Origin of the sequence: Nocardia sp. NPDC058518, from assembly GCF_042719655.1 — a bacterium.
Taxonomy (GTDB): Bacteria; Actinomycetota; Actinomycetes; order Mycobacteriales; family Mycobacteriaceae; genus Nocardia.
The window spans coordinates 116,331-138,772 of the sequence record NZ_JBHXNJ010000006.1; the positions used below are offsets into that span (position 1 = coordinate 116,331).

Sequence of the window (22,442 nt, forward strand, 5' to 3'; positions counted from 1 at the left end):
GTGAGGGATGACGGTCGGCTGGGGAGTGTCCATCGGAGCGCGGAACATCGTCTGCGCGGCAGTCGGCGGTGGCACCGATCCGGTGATCAGCAGCGGTCGCACCACGGTGGCGGACAGCTTCGGTGCGAACCCACGGATTCTCGGCTTCGCTGATCTGACCCTCGCGGCCGAGCTGTCCTTCGCGCCGACCGCCGAGGCTGCCGACCTTGTCGCCCGGGTTCTCGGTGCGGCGATGGCCGCCGCGGGCGCTGTCGCCGAGCACACCGTGCTCGCACACCCGGCGGTCTACACCGAGCAGCACGTCACCGCGCTGCGGCGGTCGCTCGTGCGGGCGCAACTGGGTGAGGTCGAGCTGGTGGCGGAGCCGATCGCGGCAGCGGTGGCCCTCGACCCGATCGAACAGCCGGCGGAACCGAACGAGAAATCCGGCGACGCCACGGATTCGATGCTGGTGTACGACCTCGGCGCGACCTCCCTGGACCTCACCGTGGTTGTGCGCGACCGGCAGGGGCATCGGATCGCCGGTCGGCCGATTCGGTCCTATGCCTTCGGTGGCCGGTCCACCGCCGCGGCCGTAGCCGCCATGGATCACGATCTGGCGCCAACGGACGAACCGGTCGCCGGTTCGCCCGATCCCGTCCGGACGGCGGCGGTTCGCGCGCAGCTCGTGCGGGATTCGCTGCCGCTGGTACACGAATGCCTGCGCACCGCAGGACTTTCCCCCGAGCACCTCGGTGCGCTCCTCCTTGCCGGTGGCGCTGCCTCGCCGCTCGAGGTGGCGCACACACTCGCCGACGCGCTGGGCTGCCCGGTCGTTCGCGGTCCCGTGACCGCCGAGTCCGTCGCCCGTGGTGCCGCACTGCTCGGGGCCCGGCGGTCTGCCACCGGCACCGTGCTGGTGCCGGTCCGGCGCCCGATGTCGCGCACCGCGCTCGCCGGCGCAGCGCTCGCTGTGCCACTGCTCATTCCGGCTGTGCTCGGGCTGTTACGTGCCGACGACGACAGGTCCGGCGTGGTGGCGTCACCCGGTCGCAGTCTGCCTGGCCGGCCTGCCGACGGGCGGGCCGGGGCACCGGCGCCGTTGCCGGGCACAGTCGCGACCCTGCCGCGCCAGCTCCCGGCGATGTGGTGGAACCCCCGCGCGGCGGTCGTTGTGCCGGAGTCGCTTCGAACGCAAGGGGCTCTCTCGGTTCCGGCGAATCTGCCTGGTATCGACCCGTCCACGATGTCGCCCGCGGTCGATGCCGTCGAGCTCGTCCAGGAAGGCTCGCCGAGTGCGCCGCTGCCCGACTCGCAGGGGGTGCCGGATTCAGCCGGTAACCGCCGGCCACCGGCGCTGTCGATCGTGATTCCGGCGTTCGCGCTACCCGATCTCCCCATTGCGCCCGCCGCTCCAGGCCTTGTGATCGACCACACGGGACCCGGCTCGGCACCGTCGACCACGGATACCGTCACGTCCGCAATGGAATCGACAACCGGCACCGTCGCGTCGAGCACGGAGTCGTCCCCACACATCGTCGCGGAAGCCGGGTCGAGCGCAGATGCCGTCGTCGAGGCGAACTCGGCCGAACCGCCGGTGTCTCAGGCGGAGAGTTCCCATTCGGCGCCGAGCGCGGTGTCGTAGCGATCCCACACGACCTCGGTCAGCGCCGGGTGGGCTCCGAGTGCCGGGGTATGAACGAGTCCCGGTGCGGTGGCACGTAATCGGTCGGTCAGCAGACCCGGTGCCAGGAACCACGGCGCGACCACGATGTGCTCCGCACCGCGGGCGCGCAGTCGTTCGGTCGCGGCAGAGACGGTGGGTTCGCTTGTCGCGAAGCAGGTTTCGGTGAGCAACCCGGTGCGCCGGGCGACCGCGACGGCGATCTCGGCGGTGCGCTCGTTGGCGCCGGTGCGCGAGGAACCGACCGCGGCGACGGCGATACCGATCCGGCCAGGGGCGTAGCCCGTGGTCGCCTCGGTGATCCGCGCACACAGGGCGGTGATCAGTCGTGGATCGGGGCCGAGCACATCGGCCTGAACCAGGTCGAGCAGCGGATGCCTGCGTCGTGCGGCATCGAGCAGGCCGGGCAGATCGACCCTGGCGTGGAACGCGCTGCCCAGCAGCAGCGGCACCACGATGGCGTGCGAACATCCTTGCGCCGCGACAGCATCGACTACCTGGTCGACGGACGGCGCGTTCAGATCGAGAAAGGCGAGCCGCACGAGAACATCCGGTCGTGCGGCGGCGATCCGATCGCGCACGGCCGCCGCGTTCGCCGCGGAACGCGGGTCACGGCTGCCGTGGGCGACCAGGATCAGCGCGGGCTCGCCCCCGCCGCGCGGCACCACAGCGGGGCCGCGCAGCGGGGCGAACGTGCGATTCATCAGACCGCGGTACCGACCTCGACCGAAGTCAGCACATCGCCGACCAGGCCGGCCGCGAGGGTGTTGCCACCGGCGGGGTCGATCAGCAGGAACGACCCGGTGTGCCGGTTGGTGCGGTAGTCGTCGGCCGGGATCGGCTCGGCCAGCCGCAGCGAGACACGGCCGATGTCGTTGAGCTCCAACGACTCCGGGCTCGGCTGCGCGGTGAGTGTCTGCTCGTCGAACCGCTCCACGAGCGCGCCGACGATGGCCTGGGTGGTCTTGGCGCCGTGCTTGAGCAGCAGTCGGGCACCGGGACGCAGGGCCTTGTCACCGAGCCAGCACACCGTCGCGTCGAAGGAGTCGATCGATTCCGGCGCGTCGTGCACCGAGGCGATGATGTCGCCGCGCGAGATGTCGACCTCGTCGGCCAGGATCAGCGTCACGCTGCGCCCGACCTGCGCCACGGCCAGTTCGCCGTCAGGGGTGTCGATGCGCTCGACGGTGGTCTTCTTACCCGAGGGCAGCACCACGATCTCGTCACCGGGCGAGACCGAACCGGCCGCGATCTGACCCGCGTAGCCCCGGTAATCGGGGTACTCGGCGGTGCGCGGACGGATCACGTACTGCACGGGGAAACGCAGACCCAGCGCGTGCGTGCCGGTCGAATCCGCGTCCACCGGAACGGATTCCAGGTGCTCGATCAGCGAGGGGCCGTCGTAGTACGGGGTGTTCTCGGAGCGGCTGGCGATATTGTCGCCGTGCAGCGCCGAGACCGGGATCTCGATGACGTCTTCGGTGGCCCAGCCCAGCTTCGAGGTGAGGTCGTTGAACTCGGCGGAGATCTCGGCGAACACCTCGGCCGGGTTGTCGACGAGGTCGATCTTGTTCACCGCGAGCACCAGACGCGGCACACCGAGCAGCGCCAGCACGGCCGCATGGCGACGGGTCTGCTCGATGACACCCTTGCGCGCGTCGGTCAGCAGGATCACCAGCTGCGCGGTGGACGCACCCGACACCGTGTTGCGCGTGTACTGCACGTGCCCCGGCGTATCGGCGAGCACGAAAGACCGCTTGGGCGTGGCGAAATAGCGGTACGCCACGTCGATGGTGATGCCCTGCTCACGCTCGGCGCGCAGGCCGTCGACGAGCAGCGACAAGTCCGGCGTGGACAGTCCACGGTCGACCGAGGCGCGGGTGACGGCGTCGATCTGATCGGCCAGCACGGACTTCGTGTCGTACAGCAACCGCCCGACCAGGGTGGACTTACCGTCGTCGACAGAACCGGCGGTGGCCAGCCTCAATAGGTCGGACATCAGAAATAACCCTCTCGCTTGCGGTCTTCCATAGCGGCCTCGGACACACGGTCGTCGCCGCGGGTAGCACCGCGTTCGGTCAGTCGTGACGCCGCGACCTCGGCCAGGATGGCCTGGTTGTCGGCGGCGTCGGAGATGATGGCGCCGGTGGTGGAACCGTCGCCGACGGTGCGGTAGCGCACCGAACGGGTTTCGAGGACCTCGTTCTCGTTCGGGCCGCCCCACACGCCGGGCGTCATCCACATGCCGTCACGGGAGTACACCGGACGCTCGTGCGCGTAGTAGATCGACGCCAGGTCGATGTCCTCGCGGGCGATGTAGCGCCAGATGTCGAGCTCGGTCCAGTTGCTCAGCGGGAACACCCGCACGTGCTCACCCGGCGCGTGCTTGCCGTTGTAGAGGTTCCACAGCTCGGGACGCTGACGCTTCGGATCCCACTGGCCGAAGGCGTTGCGCAGCGAGAAGATCCGCTCCTTGGCACGCGAGCGCTCCTCGTCGCGACGGCCGCCGCCGAAGACCGCGTCGAAGCGGTGCTCGGTGATGGCGTCGAGCAGCGGGACGGTCTGCAACGGGTTGCGGATGCCGTCGGGGCGCTCGGTCAGGCGGCCGTCGGCCAGGTACTCCTCGACCGAGGCGACGTGCAGGCGAAGGCCGTAGCGCTCGACCACCTTGTCGCGGAACTCGAGCACCTCGTCGAGGTTGTGCCCGGTGTCCACGTGCAGCAGCGTGAACGGCAGCGGCGCGGGCCAGAAGGCCTTGAGCGCCAGGTGCAGCAGGACGGTGGAGTCCTTGCCGCCGGAGAACAGGATCACGGGGCGCTCGAATTCGCCCGCGACCTCACGGAAGATGTGGATCGCCTCGGATTCCAGCGCCGCGAGGGTGTCGAACTCGGTCAGGCCGAGTTCGCGTTCGGTGGTGTTGGTACTCACAGGCTCACTCCCAGTGGTGGTGATGGTCATGATTGGTGCAATCCGCATTCGGTCTTGGCGATACCGGCCCAGCGGCCGCTGCGCGGATCGGATCCCGGCTCGGGCTTGCGCGTGCACGGTGCGCAGCCGATGGACGGGTAACCCTCCTCCACCAGGGGATTGACGAGAATGCCGTTGGCCTCGATGTAGGCCTGCATCTCGTCGTCGGACCACGGTGCGATCGGGTTGATCTTCACCAGGCCGAAGGCTTCGTCGAACGAGATCAGCGGCGCGTTGGCGCGGGTGGGCGCCTCGACGCGGCGGATGCCGGTGATCCACGCGTTGTAGCCGCTCAGCGAGCGCTTCAGCGGGACGACCTTGCGCAGCCGGCAGCATTCGGCGGCGTCACGGGCGAACAGATCCTTGCCGAGCAGCGCGTCCTGCTCGGCGACACTGGCCTCGGGCGCCACGTTGACCACGTGCACGCCGTACACGGCCTCGACCGCGTCACGGGTGCCGATGGTCTCGGCGAAGTGGTAGCCGGTGTCGAGGAACAGCACGTCGACGCCGGGGCGGGTCTGTGCGGCCAGGTGGACCAGCACGCCGTCCTGCATGTTCGAGGCGACGATGTAGCCGTTCCCGAAATTGCGGTCGGTCCAGGCGATCAGATCGGCCGGTGAGGCATCGGGGCCGAGTTCGGCCGCGCCCTGCTCGGCGAGTGCGCGCAGTTCGTCTTCGGACAGCTTGGCCGCGAGATTGGTTGTCACAGTGGGGATCTCCTCATCGACTATCGGAGGTCGGCCTCGTCGGCGCGCACAGCCCACACCGCGAAGCGTTCACCGGATTCCCGGTTCTTGACGAAGTTGCGGACGACGCGATCGATGTAGTCACCGAGCTCGACGCTGGTCACCTTGTGCTGACGCAACTTCCGGCCGAACGCGCTGTCCAGACCGAGGCTGCCACCGAGATGAACCTGGAAACCCTCCACCTGATTCCCGGTGCCGTCATCGACGAGCTGGCCCTTGAAGCCGATATCGGCGATCTGGGACCGGCCGCACGAGTTCGGGCAGCCGTTGATGTTGATGGTGATCGGCACATCGAGTTCGGCGTTGATGTCGGCGAGGCGCTGCTCGAGTTCCGGTGCCAGCACCTGTGAACGCTTGCGGGTCTCGACGAAGGAGAGCTTGCAGAACTCGATACCGCTGCACGCCAGCAGGTTTCGGCGCCAGACCGACGGGCGGGCCTGCAGGCCGAGCGGTTCGAGTTCGTCGATCAGCGCGTCGACCTGGTCGTCGGCGATGTCGAGGACGATCAGCTTCTGGTACGGGGTGAAGCGGATGCGGTCGGAGCCGTACTTCTCGGCGGCGTCGGCGACCTTGCTCAGGATGGTGCCCGAGACGCGACCGGCGATAGGGGAGAAGCCGACGGAGTTCAGGCCGTTGCGCAGCTTCTGCACACCCACGTGGTCGATCGGCTTGGCAGGCTGCGCGGGGGCGGGACCGTCGATGAGCTTGCGCTCGAGGTACTCGTCCTCGAGCACCTGACGGAACTTCTCGATGCCCCAGTCCTTGATCAGGAACTTCAGGCGGGCCTTGGTGCGCAGGCGGCGGTAGCCGTAGTCGCGGTAGAGCGAGACGACCGCTTCCCACACATCCGGCACCTCTTCGAGGGGCACGAAGGCACCGACGCGCTGAGCGAGCATCGGGTTGGTGGACAGACCGCCACCGACCCACAGATCGAGTCCAGGCCCGTGTTCGGGGTGGTTCACGCCGACGAAGGCGATGTCGTTGATCTCGTGCACCACGTCCTGCTGGCCCGAGATCGCGGTCTTGAACTTGCGGGGAAGGTTGGAGTACTCCTTCTTCCCGATGTAGCGCTTGACGATCTCGTCGATCGCCCAGGTGGGGTCGATGATCTCGTCGAGCGACTCACCCGCGAGCGGGGAACCGAGGACCACGCGCGGGCAGTCACCGCACGCCTCGGTGGTGTGCAGACCGACCGACTCGAGCCTGCGCCAGATCTCCGGGACGTTCTCGACCTCGATCCAGTGGTACTGGACGTTCTCGCGGTCGGACAGGTCGGCGGTGTCGCGGCCGAACTCGGTGGAGATCTGCCCGACGGTGCGCAGCTGGGCGGCACTGAGCGCGCCTGCGTCGCAACGCACCCGCATCATGAAGTACTTGGCTTCGAGCAGGTCGATGTTGTCGTCGTCGGTGAAGGTGCCGTCGTAGCCCTCTTCACGCTGGGTGTAGAGACCCCACCAGCGGAAACGGCCACGCAGGTCGGCCTTGTCGATCGAGTCGAAGCCGCCCTTGGCGTAGATGTTCTCGATGCGCGCGCGGACGTTGAGCGGGTTGTCGTCCTTCTTGGACTGTTCGTTCGGGTTCAGCGGCTCGCGGTAACCGAGGGCCCACTGGCCTTCGGAGCGGCGGCGGACCGGCTTGCCGGTGCGGGCGCGCGGTGCGACCGGGGCATCGGTGCTCGGGCGGGCCGGGCGCTGGGCAGCTGAACGCTCAGTGCGGGCCTGCGCCGTCGACTGTTCGGTCGAACCGGCGTCGGTGCTCGACGTCATGGTGGGTCGCTCCTGCGGGGTGATTGGACATCCGTGCTGAAGGCGCGAGGGGCTGGCTCGCGTCAGGCGGTCAGCGGGCCGATGAAAGTCGAAGGCACCGGGGGATACCCGGGCGTGGACGCCGCTGCGCTACCGGTGGAAACCGGGCCGACAGCAGGCGCTACAGACACGCTGGAAGTCGACGTGGCGGCGGGCCACGAGTCGTACTCCAGTTGCGTGCATGCGCCTATTGTGCCACGTCAACCGGGTCGTTCCGACCGCAAGGAGATATTTCCCGCACTTTTGGGGGAAATTCCCTGGACGGCCGTCCTGTTCTGTGACGGGGGTCATAGCCCACCGCTCGGAACCGACCTGTGATACGCCGCGCCGACGCGTGTGCGGTGCCGCACAGCGCGGTTGACCTGGAGCGCGCTCGAGGTTGCACAGTAGTGCCATGAGCAACGACGCCACTGCCGCCGGTCAGACCCCCACCGATCTCGACACCGAACTCGCGGCCATCCGCGCCGTCGTCGACACCATCGCCCACGCCCAGTCCAACGAACTGGCCGAGGAGTTCGTCGCCGTCTTCCGCGAAGACGCGATCTGGACCACCGGGCACGGCAAGCGACTGTTCGGTCGCCCGGCCATCGCCGAGTTCACCGCGCAGGTGCTGCCCGGCGCGACGACGCAGGGCAGCGCGACCTACGAGGTCGAGCACGTGCTCTTCCTGCGGCCCGATGTCGCCGCCGTCAAGATCCGCCAGAGTTACTTCACCCTCGACGGCGAGCTGTCCGGTCAGGGCACGCCGATGTATGTGATGACCAAGGAAGACGGCGCCTGGGTGCTCACCGCCAACCAGAACACGCCGGTCGTGACGGACTGACGTGCGAGGGGCCGCGCGGGACGGTATACCGGGGCCCGGCAGACTGGAGGGGTGACTACCAGCGCTGCTCCCGGGGCTCCCGGCGTGACACCGGCCGATGCCGATCGCCCGGTGCTGCGCGATTTCGGGGGCGGCGCGTTCGGGGTGTACGTGCACGTGCCGTTCTGTGCCACCCGGTGCGGGTACTGCGACTTCAACACCTATACGGCGGGGGAGCTGGGTACCTCGGCGTCGCCTCAGTCGTGGCTGGAGGCGTTGCGCGGAGAGCTCGCGACCGCCGCGGCCGAGTTCGGTGCACTGCCGAGCGCGACCCCCGAGGTGTCGACGATCTTCGTCGGCGGCGGGACACCGTCGCTGCTCGGTGGTGACGGGCTGGCCTCGGTGCTCGATGCCGTGCGGGCGAACTTCACCCTGGCCGCCGATGCCGAGGTGACCACCGAATCCAACCCGGAATCCACCTCGCCCGAGTTCTTCGAGCGGCTTCGCGCGGCCGGCTACACCCGGATCTCGCTCGGCATGCAGTCCGCCGCGCAGCACGTGTTGAAGGTGCTCGACCGTACGCACACCCCGGGTCGCGCGGTCGCCGCGGCTAAGGAAGCCCGCGCGGCCGGGTTCGACCACGTGAACCTCGATCTGATCTATGGCACCCCTGGCGAGACCGATGCCGATCTCGACCTGAGTCTGGACGCGGTGCTGGCCGCCGGTGTCGATCATGTGTCCGCCTACTCCCTGATCGTCGAGGACGGAACCGCGCTGGCACGCAAGGTCCGCCGTGGTGAACTGCCCGCACCCGACGACGATGTCCTCGCCGCCCGCTACGAACGCATCGATGCACGCCTCGCCGACGCCGGTCTGACGTGGTACGAGGTCTCCAATTGGGCCGCAAGCGATTCCGCCCGCTGCCGGCACAACCTCGGCTACTGGGATGGTGGTGACTGGCTCGGCGCGGGTCCCGGTGCGCACAGCCACGTCGGCGGTGTTCGCTGGTGGAACGTCAAACACCCCGCCCGCTACGCCGACCGGGTGGCCCTCGGCGGACTCCCCGCCGCGGGCTGGGAAGCCCTCACCGACGACGAGCGCTACACCGAACACCTCATGCTCACGGTCCGTCTCCGCACCGGCCTGCCCCTCGCGGACCTGGCGCCGTCCGCGGCCCCCGCCCTCGACCGGATCCTCGCCGACGGCCTCGCCCACATCACCGGCGACAACCTGGTCCTCACCGACCGCGGCCGTCTCCTCGCCGACGGCATCGTCCGCGACCTTCTCGACTGATCACTTCGCCCGCCGGGGAATCGCGCGGGCGGTGATGTCATCGTGATCTGAATTTCGAGATTTCTCGGGCTTGGGATCGAACCCAAAGATTGCCCGGTCATCGTGGTGTATCAAGCCAATGCACATCTGGTGAGAGGCCCGGAACAGTGGGGTGCTCTAAGGGTATGTTCGGTGGGTTCGGGGTGGAAGATAACGATTAGGGGCGTAGGCTTCAACTCGATCCTAGGGAGTTATATGTCCACCGAACGGCACATCACCCTCGTCCACGAGCAGAGCGAATTCGCTGAAGCGCGCTCCGCTGAGAAGGCGGAGAACGCGCGTCAGTGCGCGGTCGCCGCGAGGACGGTCGCGTCGCACTCCAACGACGCCGACGACTGCGGCGCGTTGCTGGCGATGCTCGGCCTGGATGCCCTCGCGGGCAAAGAGGTCGGCGCTCCCGACTCGGCCGCTCGCTGCGGCGCAGCTGCCCGAGTCTGATTCGGCATGGGCCGCCCGCCTGGGCAGCCCATGCTGAAGAGTCCGGTCGACTCGCTGACATCGCCGTCAGTCCTGAGTCGCCGGTGAGCGCTGCTCGCCGGGCACGATGTCATCGCCACCCCCGATCACTCCACCTGCTACCGCCGGTCGTGGCTCGCCGAGCAGTTCCGCGGTGTTCGCCAGTGTGATCAAGTACTCCGGCAGGTCGCGCATTGCATCCGCGTCCGGTGCCGGCGTTGTCGGCGGTGCTCCGCCGCAATGGAAGAACCGATCACCCGACCTGGCTGGGGTATGCCCCGATGGCGGGTTGACGCCGATGACCGGGCCTGTCGATCCTGGAATGCTGTGCCCGGTGCCCGGCCTCGGCACGTCGTGCTGACCGGGCGGCCGGTACCGCGCAGCGCCACCTGAGGTTCGGTCAAGCGCCCCGCTCGCGGTGACGGTCGGCCTCCTACGCCCTGCCACTGGGTCAGCTGATGGACCGCGGACCGTCGAAACGACCGCGGGGTCGATGGCCGCCGGGGAAGTCCCCGTAGGCGCTGTGAGCAACCCTGGGCCGCCAGATGTCGTCAACGCCGCGGTACCGCTCGGCGGTGTCACACCGGCGACGACCGTCGATGCCGAGGCCACCGTCGTTGCGCTGCCCGAATGCGCCGCTCCGTCATCGGACTCCGCCGCCCGGCTGTCGATCCCGTCCGAACCGTCGGCGGGAACGCCCGTTCCGCGACCACCACGTCCCACTGAATCCCCGAACGCCTGGTGCGGGGCCGAGCTCTCCCATGTCGTGGCGGACGCGTTCTCCGTGTCTGCCGAATTCTCGACCGGCGACTGTGCACGTCTCCCGCCCGGCGATTGCCCCGCGGCGCCGATCAGCGACTGTCGATCGCCCGACTCGCCGGAGTCGAACGGCCGAAGCGGCATGGACAGCAATGGAATACGGGCTACCAGCTCGGCGAATGGCAACACATATCGCTGCCGCATCGCGGCTCGCGCATTCTCCTCCGCGACCGAAGCCGCACCGTGCGTCGATGCCGAGCCCGTGGCGTGGACCGCTCCACTCACCGCCAACGCCGAAGCCCCGGTTTCCTCGACAACCGGCGACCCGACCGCGTACTTGGTTGCCACGATCGCCTCGGCCGCCGCCCGGACCACCCGCGGCAATTCCTCCAGCGACACAGTCAGCTCGTGGGCTTGCGCGACGTAGCGGTCGACCGCGGAACCGGCCGCCGCGGCGCCCACGCCCGACCAAGCCAACGGGAGCGTCCCGTTCATCGCGTGCCGGAAAGCGCGCAGACCGTCATCCCACCACCGCGCGATCTGCTCGAACCGATCCGCTTGGGCGAACGCATCGGCGACCTCGAGCGACTCGAACGCAGCGACTATCTCCCGGTGTCGCCAAGAATGCGTGTTCTCCCCGCCGCCGAGAATGCCGCCCGGCTCGGGGCGAGTCACACTGACTCCACGGAAATATGTTGCCCTACAGACGTTTCCACTGACCGAAGCCGATCGGCCCACTCTTCGTCGGCAACCATCATCAGATCGCGCACGTTCCGCAACGACTGGCGAATATCGCCCACGATCCGGGAATGCCCTTCCATTACGGCAGTGATGCTGTTCTCCTTCGCCGCCGCAACGCCACGCAATCGCGCTACCAATGTGGCAGCGGATATCAACCGCGTTTCCCCCTCGCCCAATCCCCAATGCACCTGATCGCCGACTTCCACGGCAAGTGCCCGAATCTGCGCGATCGCCCGCAGAAATTCTTCACACGCATCATCGATCCGGGCGAACTCCGCCGGCCGCACCGCGACCGCGCTCGACCCGATATGCCACGCCTCGCCGACCCCACCCGGACGCACCACTGTTGCCTCCCCGCACAACTTGTCGATAGCTGAGAAATGCTGGTAGATCCCCTGATTCAGTCCCGAACCTACGTCGGCTACCCGAGCCCCACAACCCCCGAAACCCCAACTGTGGACAACTCGGGCCTGTGGATAACTCTCCGCGGTGCTCGACCGCGTCAACAGGGCGAACACCGCCCCCACGGCGGAATATCGCCGGATGACAGTTCGATGCCGGACAGCCGTGCGATCCGGCGATCGGGAACAAGACAATTAGACTGGACAACGAGACGCTGCGAGCGTCCGCGTGCGACCCTGTGCGAACGCAGCACGGTAGGCATGACGTACAGCACGAGCGAGGAAGGTGGGGTCGATGGCGTCGAGCACCGAAGATCGACGTTTCGAGGTCCTGCGAGCGATCGTCGCGGATTACGTCGCCACCAAGGAACCGATCGGCTCCAAGTCCCTCGTGGAACGGCACAACCTCGGCGTTTCCAGCGCCACCATCCGCAACGACATGGCGGTGCTCGAGGCCGAGGGCTACATCACCCAGCCGCACACGAGCTCGGGCCGCATCCCCACCGACAAGGGCTACCGCGAGTTCGTCGACCGGATCGCCGAGGTGAAACCGCTCTCGGGCGCCGAACGCCGGGCCATCATGGAATTCCTCGAATCCGGTGTCGATCTCGACGACGTCCTGCGTCGTGGCGTGCGCCTGCTGGCCCAGCTCACCCGCCAGGTCGCCGTCGTGCAGTACCCCACCGTCTCGGCGTCGATCGTGCGCCATATCGAGGTCGTCGCGCTGAACCCCGCCCGCCTGCTGCTGGTGGTGATCACCGACACCGGCCGCGTCGACCAGCGCATCGTCGACCTGGGCGCGGTGATCTCCGACGAGGACCTCGCCGCCGTGCGCGGCCTGCTCGGTGGGGCCATGGACGGCAAACTGCTCTCGGTGGCCAGCGCCTCGGTGGCCGGGGTGCCCGAACGCGCACCGGCCAAGATCCGCGACGTGCTGGTCCGGGTCTCCACCGTCCTGGTGGAGACGCTGGTCGAACATCCCGAGGAACGCCTGGTCCTCGGCGGCACGGCCAATCTCACCCGCAATGTCGCCGATTTCGGCTTCCCCGGCTCCCTGCGCACCGTGCTGGAAGCCCTGGAGGAACAGGTCATCGTGCTCAAACTGCTCGCCGCCGCGCAGCAACCGGGCCAGGTGATGGTGCAGATCGGCGAGGAGACCCAGGTCGAGCAGATGCGCGGCACCTCGGTGGTCTCCACCGGCTACGGCGCGGCCGGTGCCGTACTGGGCGGGATGGGCGTGCTCGGCCCCACGCGCATGGACTACCCGGGCACCATGGCGTCGGTGGCGACCGTCGCCCGCTATATCGGTGAGGTGCTCGCCGAAAGGTGAAGCCAGCTCGGGAACCACAACAACCGGACTGTTAAGGTCGAGACTTCGGCCGGTAAAGTTGAGTGGATTCGACTAAGGGATGCGCCCGGCGCTCGGCCGGCCCACAGCGACCAAGGACTAGAGAACTCACGTGGCACGGGATTACTACGGACTGCTCGGCGTCGGCAAGAACGCCACCGACCAGGAGCTCAAGCGCGCCTACCGCAAACTGGCCCGCGAACTGCACCCCGATGTGAACCCGGACGAGGGCGCGCAGGCCCGCTTCAAGGAAGTCTCCACCGCCTACGAGGTGCTGACCGACCCCGAGAAGCGCCGGATCGTCGACCTCGGTGGTGACCCGCTCGAAAACGGCGGCGGCGGAGCAGGATTCAACGGCGCGGGCTTCGGCGGTCTCGGCGACGTCTTCGAGGCCTTCTTCGGCGGGATGAGCGGCCAGGGCGGTGGCCAGCGCAAGCCGCGTGGCCGCGTGCAGCCCGGCGCCGACTCGCTGATCCGCACCCGGCTGAGCCTGGCCGAATGCGCGGTCGGTGTCACCAAGCACCTGACCGTCGACACCGCGATCCTGTGCGATGTCTGCGTGGGCTCGGGCACCAACGGCAACTCCAAGCCCATCCGCTGCGAGACCTGCGACGGTGCGGGCGAGGTGCAGTCGGTGCAGCGCTCGTTCCTCGGCCAGGTGCTCACCTCGCGTCCCTGCCCCACCTGCCGTGGCGCGGGCGAGACCATCCCCGACCCCTGCAACAAGTGCGGTGGCGACGGCCGAGTGCGCGCCCGTCGCGAGATCGCCGCGCCCATCCCGGCCGGTGTCGCCAGCGGTATGCGGGTTCGCCTGGCCGCTCAGGGCGAGGTCGGCCCCGGTGGCGGCCATGCCGGTGACCTCTACGTCGAGGTCGTCGAGCAGCCCCACGACACCTTCGTTCGCGACGGCGACGACCTGCACTGCACCGTCCGGGTGCCGATGGTGGACGCGATCCTCGGCACCACCGTGGTCGTCGACACCATCCTCGACGGCCCCACCGAGCTCTCCATCGCGGCGGGCACCCAGCCCGGCGAGGTGATCCAGCTGCGTGCGCACGGCATGCCGCGCCTGCGCTCGGGTGCGCGTGGCGACCTGCTCGCCCACCTCGACATCGTCGTGCCGAGCAAGCTCGACGGCAAGCAGACCGATCTGCTGCGCAAGTTCAAGGGCATGCGGGACAAGGATCGCGCCGAGGTGATGTCGACCCAGTCCGAGCACAACAGCGGCTTGTTCGCCCGGCTGCGCGCGTCGTTCAGCGGACGCTGAGCCCGTGGCCGCGACGGTCTTCTATCTCGATGAGGTGCCGGAGCCGGGTGCCGTCGCGGTGCTCGACGGTCCGGAGGGTCGCCATGCCGCGACCGTGCGCCGGATCAAGGTCGGTGAGCCGATCACGCTGTCCGATGGACACGGGATACTGGCGGACTCGGAAGTCGTTGCGGCCCAGAAGGATCGGCTCGAGTTAGCGGTCTGTGACCGTCGTGTCGCCGCGCCGCCCACCCCGGCGGTGACCGTGGTGCAGGCGCTACCCAAGTCGGACCGCTCCGAGCTGGCCGTCGAGCTGATGACCGAGGCGGGCGCGGACCTGATCGTGCCGTGGCAGGCCGCGCGCTGCGTCGCGAACTGGGAAGCCAAGGCCGCCAAGGGCATCGAGAAGTGGCGTGCGGCAGCCAAGTCCGCAGCGCGTCAATCCCGTCGTGCGTACATCCCTGAGATCGCCGGACTGCACCGCACCCGCGACCTGGTGGAGCTGGTGCGAAAAGCCAAGGCGGACGGCGCGATCGTCGCGGCCCTGCACGAATCCGGCGCGGGCAAATTCACCGAACTGCCGCTGGACGAGGCGAGCGAAGTGGTGCTGATCGTCGGCCCCGAGGGCGGCCTCGACGACGCCGAGCTGGCCGCACTGGCGGAGGCCGGAGCCGACATCGTCCTCCTCGGCCCGACCGTCCTGCGCACCTCCACCGCGGCCGCGGTCGCGCTCGGTGCGCTGGGGGCGTTGACCGCACGCTGGTGAGCAGGAGTGGACCGCCCGGGATCGGGTATTCCCATGGTGTCGCGAACCGCATACCACGGGCACATTTTTAACCACTGTGCGGTGTCAGTGCTCGGCGGTAAACTGATCTCATCGAACACCAGGTCGAAACCGGAAGCAGGCTGTAGCCACTTTTGAAGAACTCAGGCGAGATCGGCAACCCCACCAACCCCGTATCAGACATCGGCACAGGCGGAAACAATGCTGGTCCCGCGGCGCGAACCGTGCGTTCCAGCATCGAGCTCGCCCCGGAGTCGGTTTTCGGTTTCCTCGGCTCGGCAGACCAGAACCTGCGTCAGCTGGAGAAACTGCTTCCTGCCGACATCCATGTCCGCGGCAACACCGTCACCATCACCGGTAAAGCGGGCGATGTGGCGCTGGCCGAGCGGGTCATCGAGCAGCTCGTGGCGCTGACCGGCCGCAACCGGGTGATCACCCCCGAGGCGGTCCGCCACACCATCTCGATGCTCACCGACGAGGGCGTGCACGAATCGCCCGCCGAGGTGCTGAGCCTGGACATCCTGTCGCGGCGCGGCAAAATCATCCGCCCCAAGACGCTGAACCAGAAGCGCTATGTCGACGCGATCGATGACAACACCATCGTGTTCGGCATCGGCCCCGCGGGCACCGGCAAGACCTATCTGGCCATGGCCAAGGCGGTGCAGGCCCTGCAGTCCAAGCAGGTCACCCGCATCATCCTGACCAGGCCCGCGGTCGAGGCGGGTGAGCGGCTCGGCTTCCTGCCCGGCACGCTCAACGACAAGATCGACCCGTACCTGCGCCCGCTCTACGACGCCCTGCACGACATGATGGACCCTGAGGCCATTCCCAAGCTGATGGCGTCCGGTGTCATCGAGGTCGCGCCGCTGGCGTACATGCGTGGTCGCAGCCTCAACGATTCGTTCATCATTCTCGACGAGGCGCAGAACACCACGGCCGAGCAGATGAAGATGTTCCTCACCCGCCTCGGCTTCGGCTCGCGGATGGTGGTGACCGGTGACATCTCGCAGGTCGACCTGCCCAACGGGCAGCGCTCGGGTCTGCGGGCGGCCGCGGAGATCCTCACCGATATCGACGACATCCACTTCTCGGAGCTCACCAGCGCCGACGTGGTCCGCCACCGGCTGGTCTCCGACATCGTCGACGCCTACGACCGCTTCGAATCCGACACCCGCGCCGTGCCGGGTCCGCACTACCCGGGCAATCGAGCCCAGCGCAGGGCCGCCGGTCGCACCGACCGGCGCTAACCGGCGCCACGCTGGCCCGATGCCGCTCCCGGCGGCGTCGGGTCGGCACCGTACCCTGAACAGGTGAGCATCGAGATCGCCAACGAATCGGGCATGGACGTTCCCGAAGAAGACCTGGTCAGCGTCGCACGTTTCGTGATCGGCCGGATGGACGTACATCCGGCCGCCGAACTGTCGATGGTGCTCGTCGATCTCGACACGATGGCCGACCTGCACGTGCGCTGGATGGACCTGCCCGGCCCCACCGACGTGATGTCGTTCCCGATGGACGAGCTGGAGCCCGGCGGTCGCCCCGACAGCCCGGAGCCCGGCCCGTCAATGCTCGGTGACATCGTGCTGTGTCCGGAGTTCGCGATGGGTCAGGCGCAGAAGGCCGACCATTCGCTCGACCACGAGCTGGCCCTGCTCACCGTGCACGGCGTGCTCCACCTGCTCGGCTACGACCATGCCGAGCCGGAGGAGGAGAAGGAGATGTTCGCGCTGCAGGCACAGCTGCTCGAGGAGTGGTACGTGAGCCTGCGCGAGGAACAGCGCCGCGCCGAGCTGGCCGAGCGTGACGACCGACTACTCGGCAAGGCAGGTTTCACCGCACCCGGTGAAGGCCCCGCGTGACAGCACTGACCCTGATCCCGCTGGCGATCGGATTGATCGGCATCGGCGGGATGTTCGCGGGTGTGGACTCGGCACTGAACACGGTGTCACGGGCCAGGCTCGACGACATGGTCCGCGAGGAGCGCCCCGGCGCCGTGCGACTGCGCAAGATCGTCGACGACCGCCCGCGTTATGTGAATCTCGCTGTCCTGCTGCGCATTCTGTGCGAGATCACCGCTACCGTCCTGCTGGCCGCAGCGACCTTGGACCTGTGGAACGAGAGCACGGCGCTGCTGGTCACCGCGACGCTGATGGTCGTCGTTTCCTACGTCGTGATCGGCGTCGGCCCGCGTACCCTCGGCCGCCAGCACGCCTACTCGATCGCGCTGGCCGCCGCCGTGCCGCTGCAGATCATCGGCGCGGTGCTCAGCCCGGTCAGCCGGCTGCTGATTCTGCTCGGCAACGCGATCACCCCCGGTAAGGGATTTCGCAACGGCCCCTTCGCTTCCGAGATCGAGCTGCGCGAGGTGGTCGACATGGCCCGCGAGCGCGGCGTGGTGGCCGACGACGAACGCCGGATGATCCAGTCGGTCTTCGAACTCGGCGACACCCCGGCCCGCGCGGTGATGGTGCCGCGCACCGAGATGGTGTGGATCGAGGACGACAAGACCGCCGCCCAGGCGATGTCACTGGCCGTGCGCTCCGGCCATTCCCGAATCCCGGTGATCGGCGAGAACGTCGACGACGTACGCGGCGTGGTCTACCTGAAAGACCTTGTGCCCTATGCCGATCGCGCCCGCAAGGTATCGGTGCGCGATGTCATGCGGCCCGCGGTCTTCGTTCCCGATTCCAAGCCGCTCGACGAACTGCTCGACGAGATGCAGCGCCGCCGCAATCACATGGCGCTGCTGGTCGACGAGTACGGCGGCATCGCGGGACTGGTGACCATCGAGGATGTGCTCGAGGAGATCGTCGGTGAGATCGCCGACGAATACGACACCGACGAAACCCCGCCCGTGGAAGACCTCGGCGACGGCCGCTACCGCGTCTCGTCGCGGCTGTCGGTGGAGGACCTGGGGGAGCTGTACGGCCTCGACATCGAGGACGACGACGTCGACACGGTCGGTGGGCTGCTCGCGCACGAGCTGGGCCGCGTGCCGCTGCCCGGCTCCAAGGTGACCGTCTACGGGCTGGTGCTGCGCGGCGAGGGCGGCGCCGACGCGCGCGGGCGCATGCGGGTCAACACCGTGCTGGTGCGCCGGGCCGCCGATAAAGAGAAGAAGACCGACAAGCCCCGCAAGGGCAACAACGACGAGGCAACCGCCGACACCGACCAGGTGCGCGTGCCCGACGACAACGGAGAAAACCATGAGTGAACTGGACGCCGAGGACAACAAACTGCTGGTACTGGCGCGTGGCGCGCTGGGCCGCACCGGCGGCGCGAGCGGTGCTGCGGTGCGCGACACCGACGGCCGCACCTACGCCGCGGGCGAGGTGGCGCTGACCGCGCTGCGCCTGACCGCACTGCAGGCCGCCGTTGCCGCCGCGATCTCGAGCGGCGCGGAGGGTTTCGAGGCGGCGGTCGTCGTCGGCGGTGACGCGGGCGACGCGGGCATCGACGCGGTGCGCGAGGTCTCCCCGTCGGCCACGGTCGTCCGCACCGACCGCACCGGCGCCGTGCTGAGCGAGGTGCACGGTGGCTGATTCCGGCAAGGAATTCCATTCCGGCTTCGTCTGTTTCGTCGGCAGGCCCAACACCGGCAAGTCGACGCTGACCAACGCACTGGTCGGCACCAAGATCGCGATCACCTCCTCGCGCCCGCAGACCACCCGCCACACCATCCGCGGCATCGTGCACCGCGAGGACGCCCAGCTGATCCTGGTCGACACCCCCGGCCTGCACCGCCCTCGCACCCTGCTCGGCCAGCGACTCAACGACCTGGTCCGCGACACCTATTCCGAGGTCGACCTGATCGCGCTGTGCATCCCGGCCGACGAGAAGATCGGTCCCGGTGACCGCTGGATCGTCGAGCAGATCAAGATGATGGCGCCCAAGACCAAGATCCTCGGCGTGGTCACCAAGATCGACAAGGTGGGCCGCGACGAGATCGCCCACCAGCTGATGGCGCTGGTGAAGCTGCTCGGTCCCGAGTCCGAGGTCGTCCCGGTGTCGGCCGTGAAGGGTGAACAGGTCGAGGTGCTCGTCGACGTGATCGCCTCGCAGATGCCAGAGGGGCCGGCGTTCTACCCCGACGGCGAGATCACCGACGAGCCGGAGGAAACCCTCATGGCCGAGCTGATCCGCGAGGCCGCGCTCGAGGGTGTGCGCGATGAACTGCCGCACTCGCTGGCCGTGGTCATCGAGGACATCGAGCCCTACGCGGCGAACGAGGACATGCTCGAAGTGCATGCCCTGCTGTATGTCGAGCGGCCCAGCCAGAAGGCGATCATCATCGGCAAGAACGGCGCCCGCCTCAAAGAGGTCGGCACCAATGCCCGCAAGCAGATCGAGCACATTCTCGGTACCCGCATCTACCTGAACCTGCACGTGAAGGTCGCCAAGGATTGGCAGCGCGACCCGAAACAGCTGGGGAAGCTGGGCTTTTGACCGTTTGAGTGTCGGCGGTTCGGGGTATCGTTCGGCGAACACGCCGGTTCGTTCGGCGTGCTTCGCTGATCGTCCGGGGAGGCCGTGGAAGTGCCCGATGCCAATGATGTCGGCAAGCTGCTGGAGCTGCTGCGGGCGCTCGAGATTCCCGACGCCCGCCCGCGGGTGCTGCGCGCACTGGTACACGGGCGGCGCGCGCTGCCACGCCCGATCGTCGAAGTGGTCGGCGTCGCCGGGCATACGGCGCTGATCGCCGAAATCTACAGTTGGCTCAGTGAATCCGGTGGCAGGCGGGCGACGCCGCGCGTCAAGATCGACCTGCACGCGCCCGACCTGCCGCGCACTCAGCTCACCCCTGACCTCAACGCGATCGACGCGGGCCCGCACGCCAATGATCAGGAGATCCCCGGCCACTGCCTCCCGATTGTCCAGCAGCTGGTTGCCGGTTTCGCCGCCGACGACACCGCGATGGGCGCGATCAAGTTCCCGCGCTACCGCACCGCCGACTGGCTGACCCGCCAGCGGGTGACCTCCGACGAATCCGAGGCGCCCGACGAACTGCGCCGCAGGCTGCCCAAACTACTACGCAGCGGCTCGCCGACCAGCCGTTCCGATACCGCCGAAGGCGTTGCGGGCGACACGCTTTCGCGCGTGGTCTTCGGTGTACTGGCCCTGTGGCCGGTGCTGCGGTTGTGGCTGTGGGTGTCCGGGCGCATTCCCGGTATGTCGAAGGTGACGCGGTGGTTCCTGCACCAGCGCTACCTGGCACCCGAATTGTCGGGCAGTTTCCTGGGTTTCGCGTCCCGGCTCACGGCGTCGCACCGGGTCGACGAGAACGAGGAGCAGGTCGCCAAGCTCCTCGTGCACGCGTTTCTCGAGGACCTGCGCGACGCCTACCGGCGCCGGATCTGGCGCCCGTCGAGCTGGCGGCGCACCGCGTATCCGGTGGCGTTGCTCGGTGGTCTGGCCGAGGGCAGCGACGGTGCGCGCATCCTCACCTGGATCAACGAAATTCGTAACGAGACCGGCCTTTTCGATCCGCTGGTGGTCGTGGCGCTGCGTGACGAAGGGCCCAGCCGCGAGGTCGGCGAGCTCTCGCACATCAGCGATCTGCGGCCGCTGCGCACCCTGGAAAGTCTCGCCGACGCCCCGACCCCACAGCCGCCCGATCCGCTGCAGGAGTGGGTGCGCGAGATCGACAACCGGCGCACTCATCGCCAGGCCGACGCGTGGTTCCTGCCTTTGCGCGCGATCCTGCCTCCCGACACCGCACCGCGCGTCAGCGATGCCCGATTCCGTGGTCTCGCACTGCCGCCCGCGCCGCCGCTCGCCGCGCGCAGCTGGTTCGTGGGTCTGTGTGTGCTGATCCCGATCGTGCTCGCCGTGGCCGCGACCCTGGTCTACTTCCCGCCGTTGCGTGGTGCCGAATGTTCGCACTGGCCGTGGACCGGCGGAGTCTCGGTGAGTCTGCGTGACGGTGAATGTGTCGGCTACAGCGACAATCCCCGCCAGACCTTCGCCGATGATCCCGAGTTGTCGGCGATGCAGCGAGAAGTGTTCCGGCTCAATGTCGCCGCGGCCGATGCGCGCGCGAGCAACCCGAACCGGCCCTTGGTCTCGCTGGTGTATTTCGCCGGCCTCAGCTACGTCGACACCAACGTTCGCTACCCGCACGCTCAGGTCGAGGAACTCGCCGGCCTGGCGGTGCAGCAGCGTCGCGCCTTGCTGGCCTCCGACGAATCGGAACCCTTGCTGCGCATCATCATCGCCAATGGCGGTTCCGATATGCGCCACGCCGGTTGGGTAGTCGACAATTCGCTGCGCGAGCTCGTGGCCGATGACCCCAGCGTGCTCGGCGTCGTCGGGATCGATCGCAGCAACGACGAAACCCGCAGGGCTATCGCCCGTCTCGGCGAACTCGGCGTGCCCGCGGTAGCCACGACACTGTCCGCCGATGGTCTCGAACAGGCATCTCCGCTGTATTTCCAGGCGGCACCGAGCAATAGAGTGCAGGCTCGCCTCGTCGCCGACTACGTGCAGGGTGCCCGTGATCGCAACGGCGCACCCCGCTACGACAAGGTGGCGATCTATCACCCCGAGGCGGCCGGTGACCTGTACGTGACCACGCTGGTCGAGGATGTGCAGGCCGAACTCACCAAACGGGGGGTGGCGCAGCAGAGTATGAGCTGGCGTGAACAGCAGCAGCTCTACCGCTTCCCCGCGCCGTGTGAGACCGCCGGATTCGACCGCCGCACCCTGCTGTTCTTCGCGGGCCGCAACGACGACTTCCCGACCTTCGCCAAATCGGTGAGTCGCGGCTGCATCAGCGGCGCGGGCCCGGCGATCCTCGGCAATGACGCGGTGACCAGGCTGATCACCGATCCGAAAGCCACCGCGGCACTGCCCGCCAACCTCACCGTGCGCTACGTGTCCAAGGCTTCGCCGGTCATGCTCGGCGGCGCCGATTGTGTCAGGGGCATAGGCAAACTGGGCGACCAGCCGGTGCCGTTCGAACACGAGCAGCTGTGCACCGAACTGGCCGGGTTGATCGAAGAACTTCGTGGCTACCCCGACCTCACCGATTACCGGCCCACCTGGGCAGGCGACCGCACCGGTCTGGCGTTCGACGTGAGCGGCCTGTTCCTCCAGGCTGTGCGCAACAGCCGTGGCGTCCTCGCCGACCTCCCGCCGAACCGGACCGCCATAGCGGTCCAGCTGCGCGAGTCCGACTATCGCGGCGTCACCGGCACGCTCGGCTTCTCGACCAGTCGGGTCGCCGATGGCTCGTCGATCGCGGTCCTGGTCACCACCGCGGTCGGCGGATCGGGCCCGCAGCGCTGCCTGATGATGTTTCCCCGGCAGACCGGTCAGGACGGCTGTCCGTCGGGCACGAAGAGCGATCTCGAAGGGTGGGTCGAGCCGGCCAGGTAGCGCTCGTGCGCACCT

20 protein-coding genes are annotated in these 22,442 nt (G+C 68.2%); 13 read left to right on the forward strand and 7 right to left on the reverse strand.

Going from position 1 to position 22,442, the window contains the following annotated elements; translation table 11 throughout:
* The first annotated feature begins 7 nt into the window (after positions 1-7).
* Entirely contained in the window at positions 8-1,624 is a 1,617-nt protein-coding gene (locus ACFWPX_RS13230) for an FGGY-family carbohydrate kinase (RefSeq protein WP_378927618.1), read from the forward strand.
* Here ACFWPX_RS13230 and ACFWPX_RS13235 read toward each other — a convergent pair.
* Genes ACFWPX_RS13235 through ACFWPX_RS13255 form a run of 5 tightly spaced genes read right to left on the reverse strand, consistent with a single transcriptional unit; the run spans position 1,582 to position 7,142 of the window.
* Positions 1,582-2,367 carry a sirohydrochlorin chelatase gene (locus ACFWPX_RS13235; protein WP_378918820.1) on the reverse strand — a complete coding sequence of 262 codons (786 nt, stop codon included), beginning with the start codon at positions 2,365-2,367 and terminating at the stop codon, positions 1,582-1,584. The two genes, ACFWPX_RS13230 and ACFWPX_RS13235, sit on opposite strands and share 43 nt — an antisense overlap.
* The gene (locus ACFWPX_RS13240; RefSeq protein ID WP_378918822.1) at positions 2,367-3,662 is read right to left on the reverse strand and encodes a sulfate adenylyltransferase subunit 1; all 1,296 of its coding nucleotides are present in this window, start codon (positions 3,660-3,662) and stop codon (positions 2,367-2,369) included. Before ACFWPX_RS13240 ends, ACFWPX_RS13235 begins: the two co-directional genes overlap by 1 nt.
* Positions 3,662-4,639 (reverse strand): sulfate adenylyltransferase subunit CysD, encoded by a 978-nt coding sequence (gene cysD / locus ACFWPX_RS13245; protein WP_266298608.1) that lies wholly within the window; start codon positions 4,637-4,639, stop codon positions 3,662-3,664. Before cysD ends, ACFWPX_RS13240 begins: the two co-directional genes overlap by 1 nt.
* Positions 4,618-5,337, reverse strand: a complete 720-nt coding sequence (locus ACFWPX_RS13250; protein WP_378918824.1) for a phosphoadenylyl-sulfate reductase — start codon at positions 5,335-5,337, stop codon at positions 4,618-4,620. The genes cysD and ACFWPX_RS13250 overlap by 22 nt, the downstream gene beginning before the upstream one ends.
* Positions 5,338-5,357: 20 nt before the next feature.
* Positions 5,358-7,142: a nitrite/sulfite reductase gene (locus tag ACFWPX_RS13255; protein ID WP_378927619.1), complete on the reverse strand. Its 1,785-nt coding sequence runs from the start codon at positions 7,140-7,142 to the stop codon at positions 5,358-5,360.
* Positions 7,143-7,575: 433 nt separating this feature from the next.
* Here ACFWPX_RS13255 and ACFWPX_RS13260 point away from each other — a divergent pair, with 433 nt between their 5' ends.
* The 3 genes from ACFWPX_RS13260 to ACFWPX_RS13270 all read left to right on the forward strand — a co-directional run bounded on the left by ACFWPX_RS13260 (position 7,576) and on the right by ACFWPX_RS13270 (position 9,753).
* Complete coding sequence (locus ACFWPX_RS13260; RefSeq protein WP_378927620.1) at positions 7,576-8,004, forward strand: SgcJ/EcaC family oxidoreductase; 429 nt, start codon at positions 7,576-7,578, stop codon at positions 8,002-8,004.
* Between the two features lie 84 nt (positions 8,005-8,088).
* Entirely contained in the window at positions 8,089-9,276 is a 1,188-nt protein-coding gene (hemW, locus tag ACFWPX_RS13265; protein ID WP_378927819.1) for a radical SAM family heme chaperone HemW, read from the forward strand.
* 234 nt (positions 9,277-9,510) lie between these two features.
* Positions 9,511-9,753, forward strand: coding sequence for a hypothetical protein (locus ACFWPX_RS13270; RefSeq protein WP_378918832.1), 243 nt, complete (start codon positions 9,511-9,513; stop codon positions 9,751-9,753).
* 66 nt (positions 9,754-9,819) lie between these two features.
* On the opposite strand, the gene ACFWPX_RS13275 is transcribed toward ACFWPX_RS13270, so the two are convergent.
* On the reverse strand, positions 9,820-11,205 hold the full coding sequence (locus ACFWPX_RS13275) for a hypothetical protein (protein WP_378927621.1): 1,386 nt from the start codon (positions 11,203-11,205) through the stop codon (positions 9,820-9,822).
* Positions 11,202-11,615 (reverse strand): hypothetical protein, encoded by a 414-nt coding sequence (locus ACFWPX_RS13280; RefSeq protein ID WP_378927622.1) that lies wholly within the window; start codon positions 11,613-11,615, stop codon positions 11,202-11,204. The genes ACFWPX_RS13275 and ACFWPX_RS13280 overlap by 4 nt, the downstream gene beginning before the upstream one ends.
* 352 nt (positions 11,616-11,967) lie before the next feature.
* Between ACFWPX_RS13280 and hrcA the strand changes: the two genes are divergently transcribed.
* From hrcA to ACFWPX_RS13325, 9 genes are all read left to right on the forward strand, one after another.
* Positions 11,968-13,002, forward strand: a complete 1,035-nt coding sequence (gene hrcA / locus ACFWPX_RS13285; RefSeq protein ID WP_101463915.1) for a heat-inducible transcriptional repressor HrcA — start codon at positions 11,968-11,970, stop codon at positions 13,000-13,002.
* Between the two features lie 130 nt (positions 13,003-13,132).
* Entirely contained in the window at positions 13,133-14,287 is a 1,155-nt protein-coding gene (gene dnaJ, locus ACFWPX_RS13290; protein WP_378918838.1) for a molecular chaperone DnaJ, read from the forward strand.
* 4 nt (positions 14,288-14,291) lie between these two features.
* Positions 14,292-15,032: a 16S rRNA (uracil(1498)-N(3))-methyltransferase gene (locus tag ACFWPX_RS13295; RefSeq protein ID WP_378927623.1), complete on the forward strand. Its 741-nt coding sequence runs from the start codon at positions 14,292-14,294 to the stop codon at positions 15,030-15,032.
* A 200-nt stretch (positions 15,033-15,232) separates the two neighbouring features.
* The gene (locus ACFWPX_RS13300) at positions 15,233-16,297 is read left to right on the forward strand and encodes a PhoH family protein (protein ID WP_378918930.1); all 1,065 of its coding nucleotides are present in this window, start codon (positions 15,233-15,235) and stop codon (positions 16,295-16,297) included.
* Between the two features lie 63 nt (positions 16,298-16,360).
* A complete protein-coding gene (gene ybeY, locus ACFWPX_RS13305) occupies positions 16,361-16,909 on the forward strand; it encodes an rRNA maturation RNase YbeY (RefSeq protein ID WP_364410399.1) in 549 nt (182 codons plus the stop codon).
* Entirely contained in the window at positions 16,906-18,264 is a 1,359-nt protein-coding gene (locus ACFWPX_RS13310; RefSeq protein ID WP_378918842.1) for a hemolysin family protein, read from the forward strand. The genes ybeY and ACFWPX_RS13310 overlap by 4 nt, the downstream gene beginning before the upstream one ends.
* A complete protein-coding gene (locus ACFWPX_RS13315; protein WP_378918844.1) occupies positions 18,257-18,592 on the forward strand; it encodes a cytidine deaminase in 336 nt (111 codons plus the stop codon). The genes ACFWPX_RS13310 and ACFWPX_RS13315 overlap by 8 nt, the downstream gene beginning before the upstream one ends.
* Positions 18,585-19,496 carry a GTPase Era gene (gene era, locus ACFWPX_RS13320; RefSeq protein ID WP_378918846.1) on the forward strand — a complete coding sequence of 304 codons (912 nt, stop codon included), beginning with the start codon at positions 18,585-18,587 and terminating at the stop codon, positions 19,494-19,496. Before ACFWPX_RS13315 ends, era begins: the two co-directional genes overlap by 8 nt.
* 84 nt (positions 19,497-19,580) lie before the next feature.
* A complete protein-coding gene (locus ACFWPX_RS13325; RefSeq protein WP_378927624.1) occupies positions 19,581-22,427 on the forward strand; it encodes an ABC transporter substrate-binding protein in 2,847 nt (948 codons plus the stop codon).
* Positions 22,428-22,442: the final 15 nt, after the last annotated feature.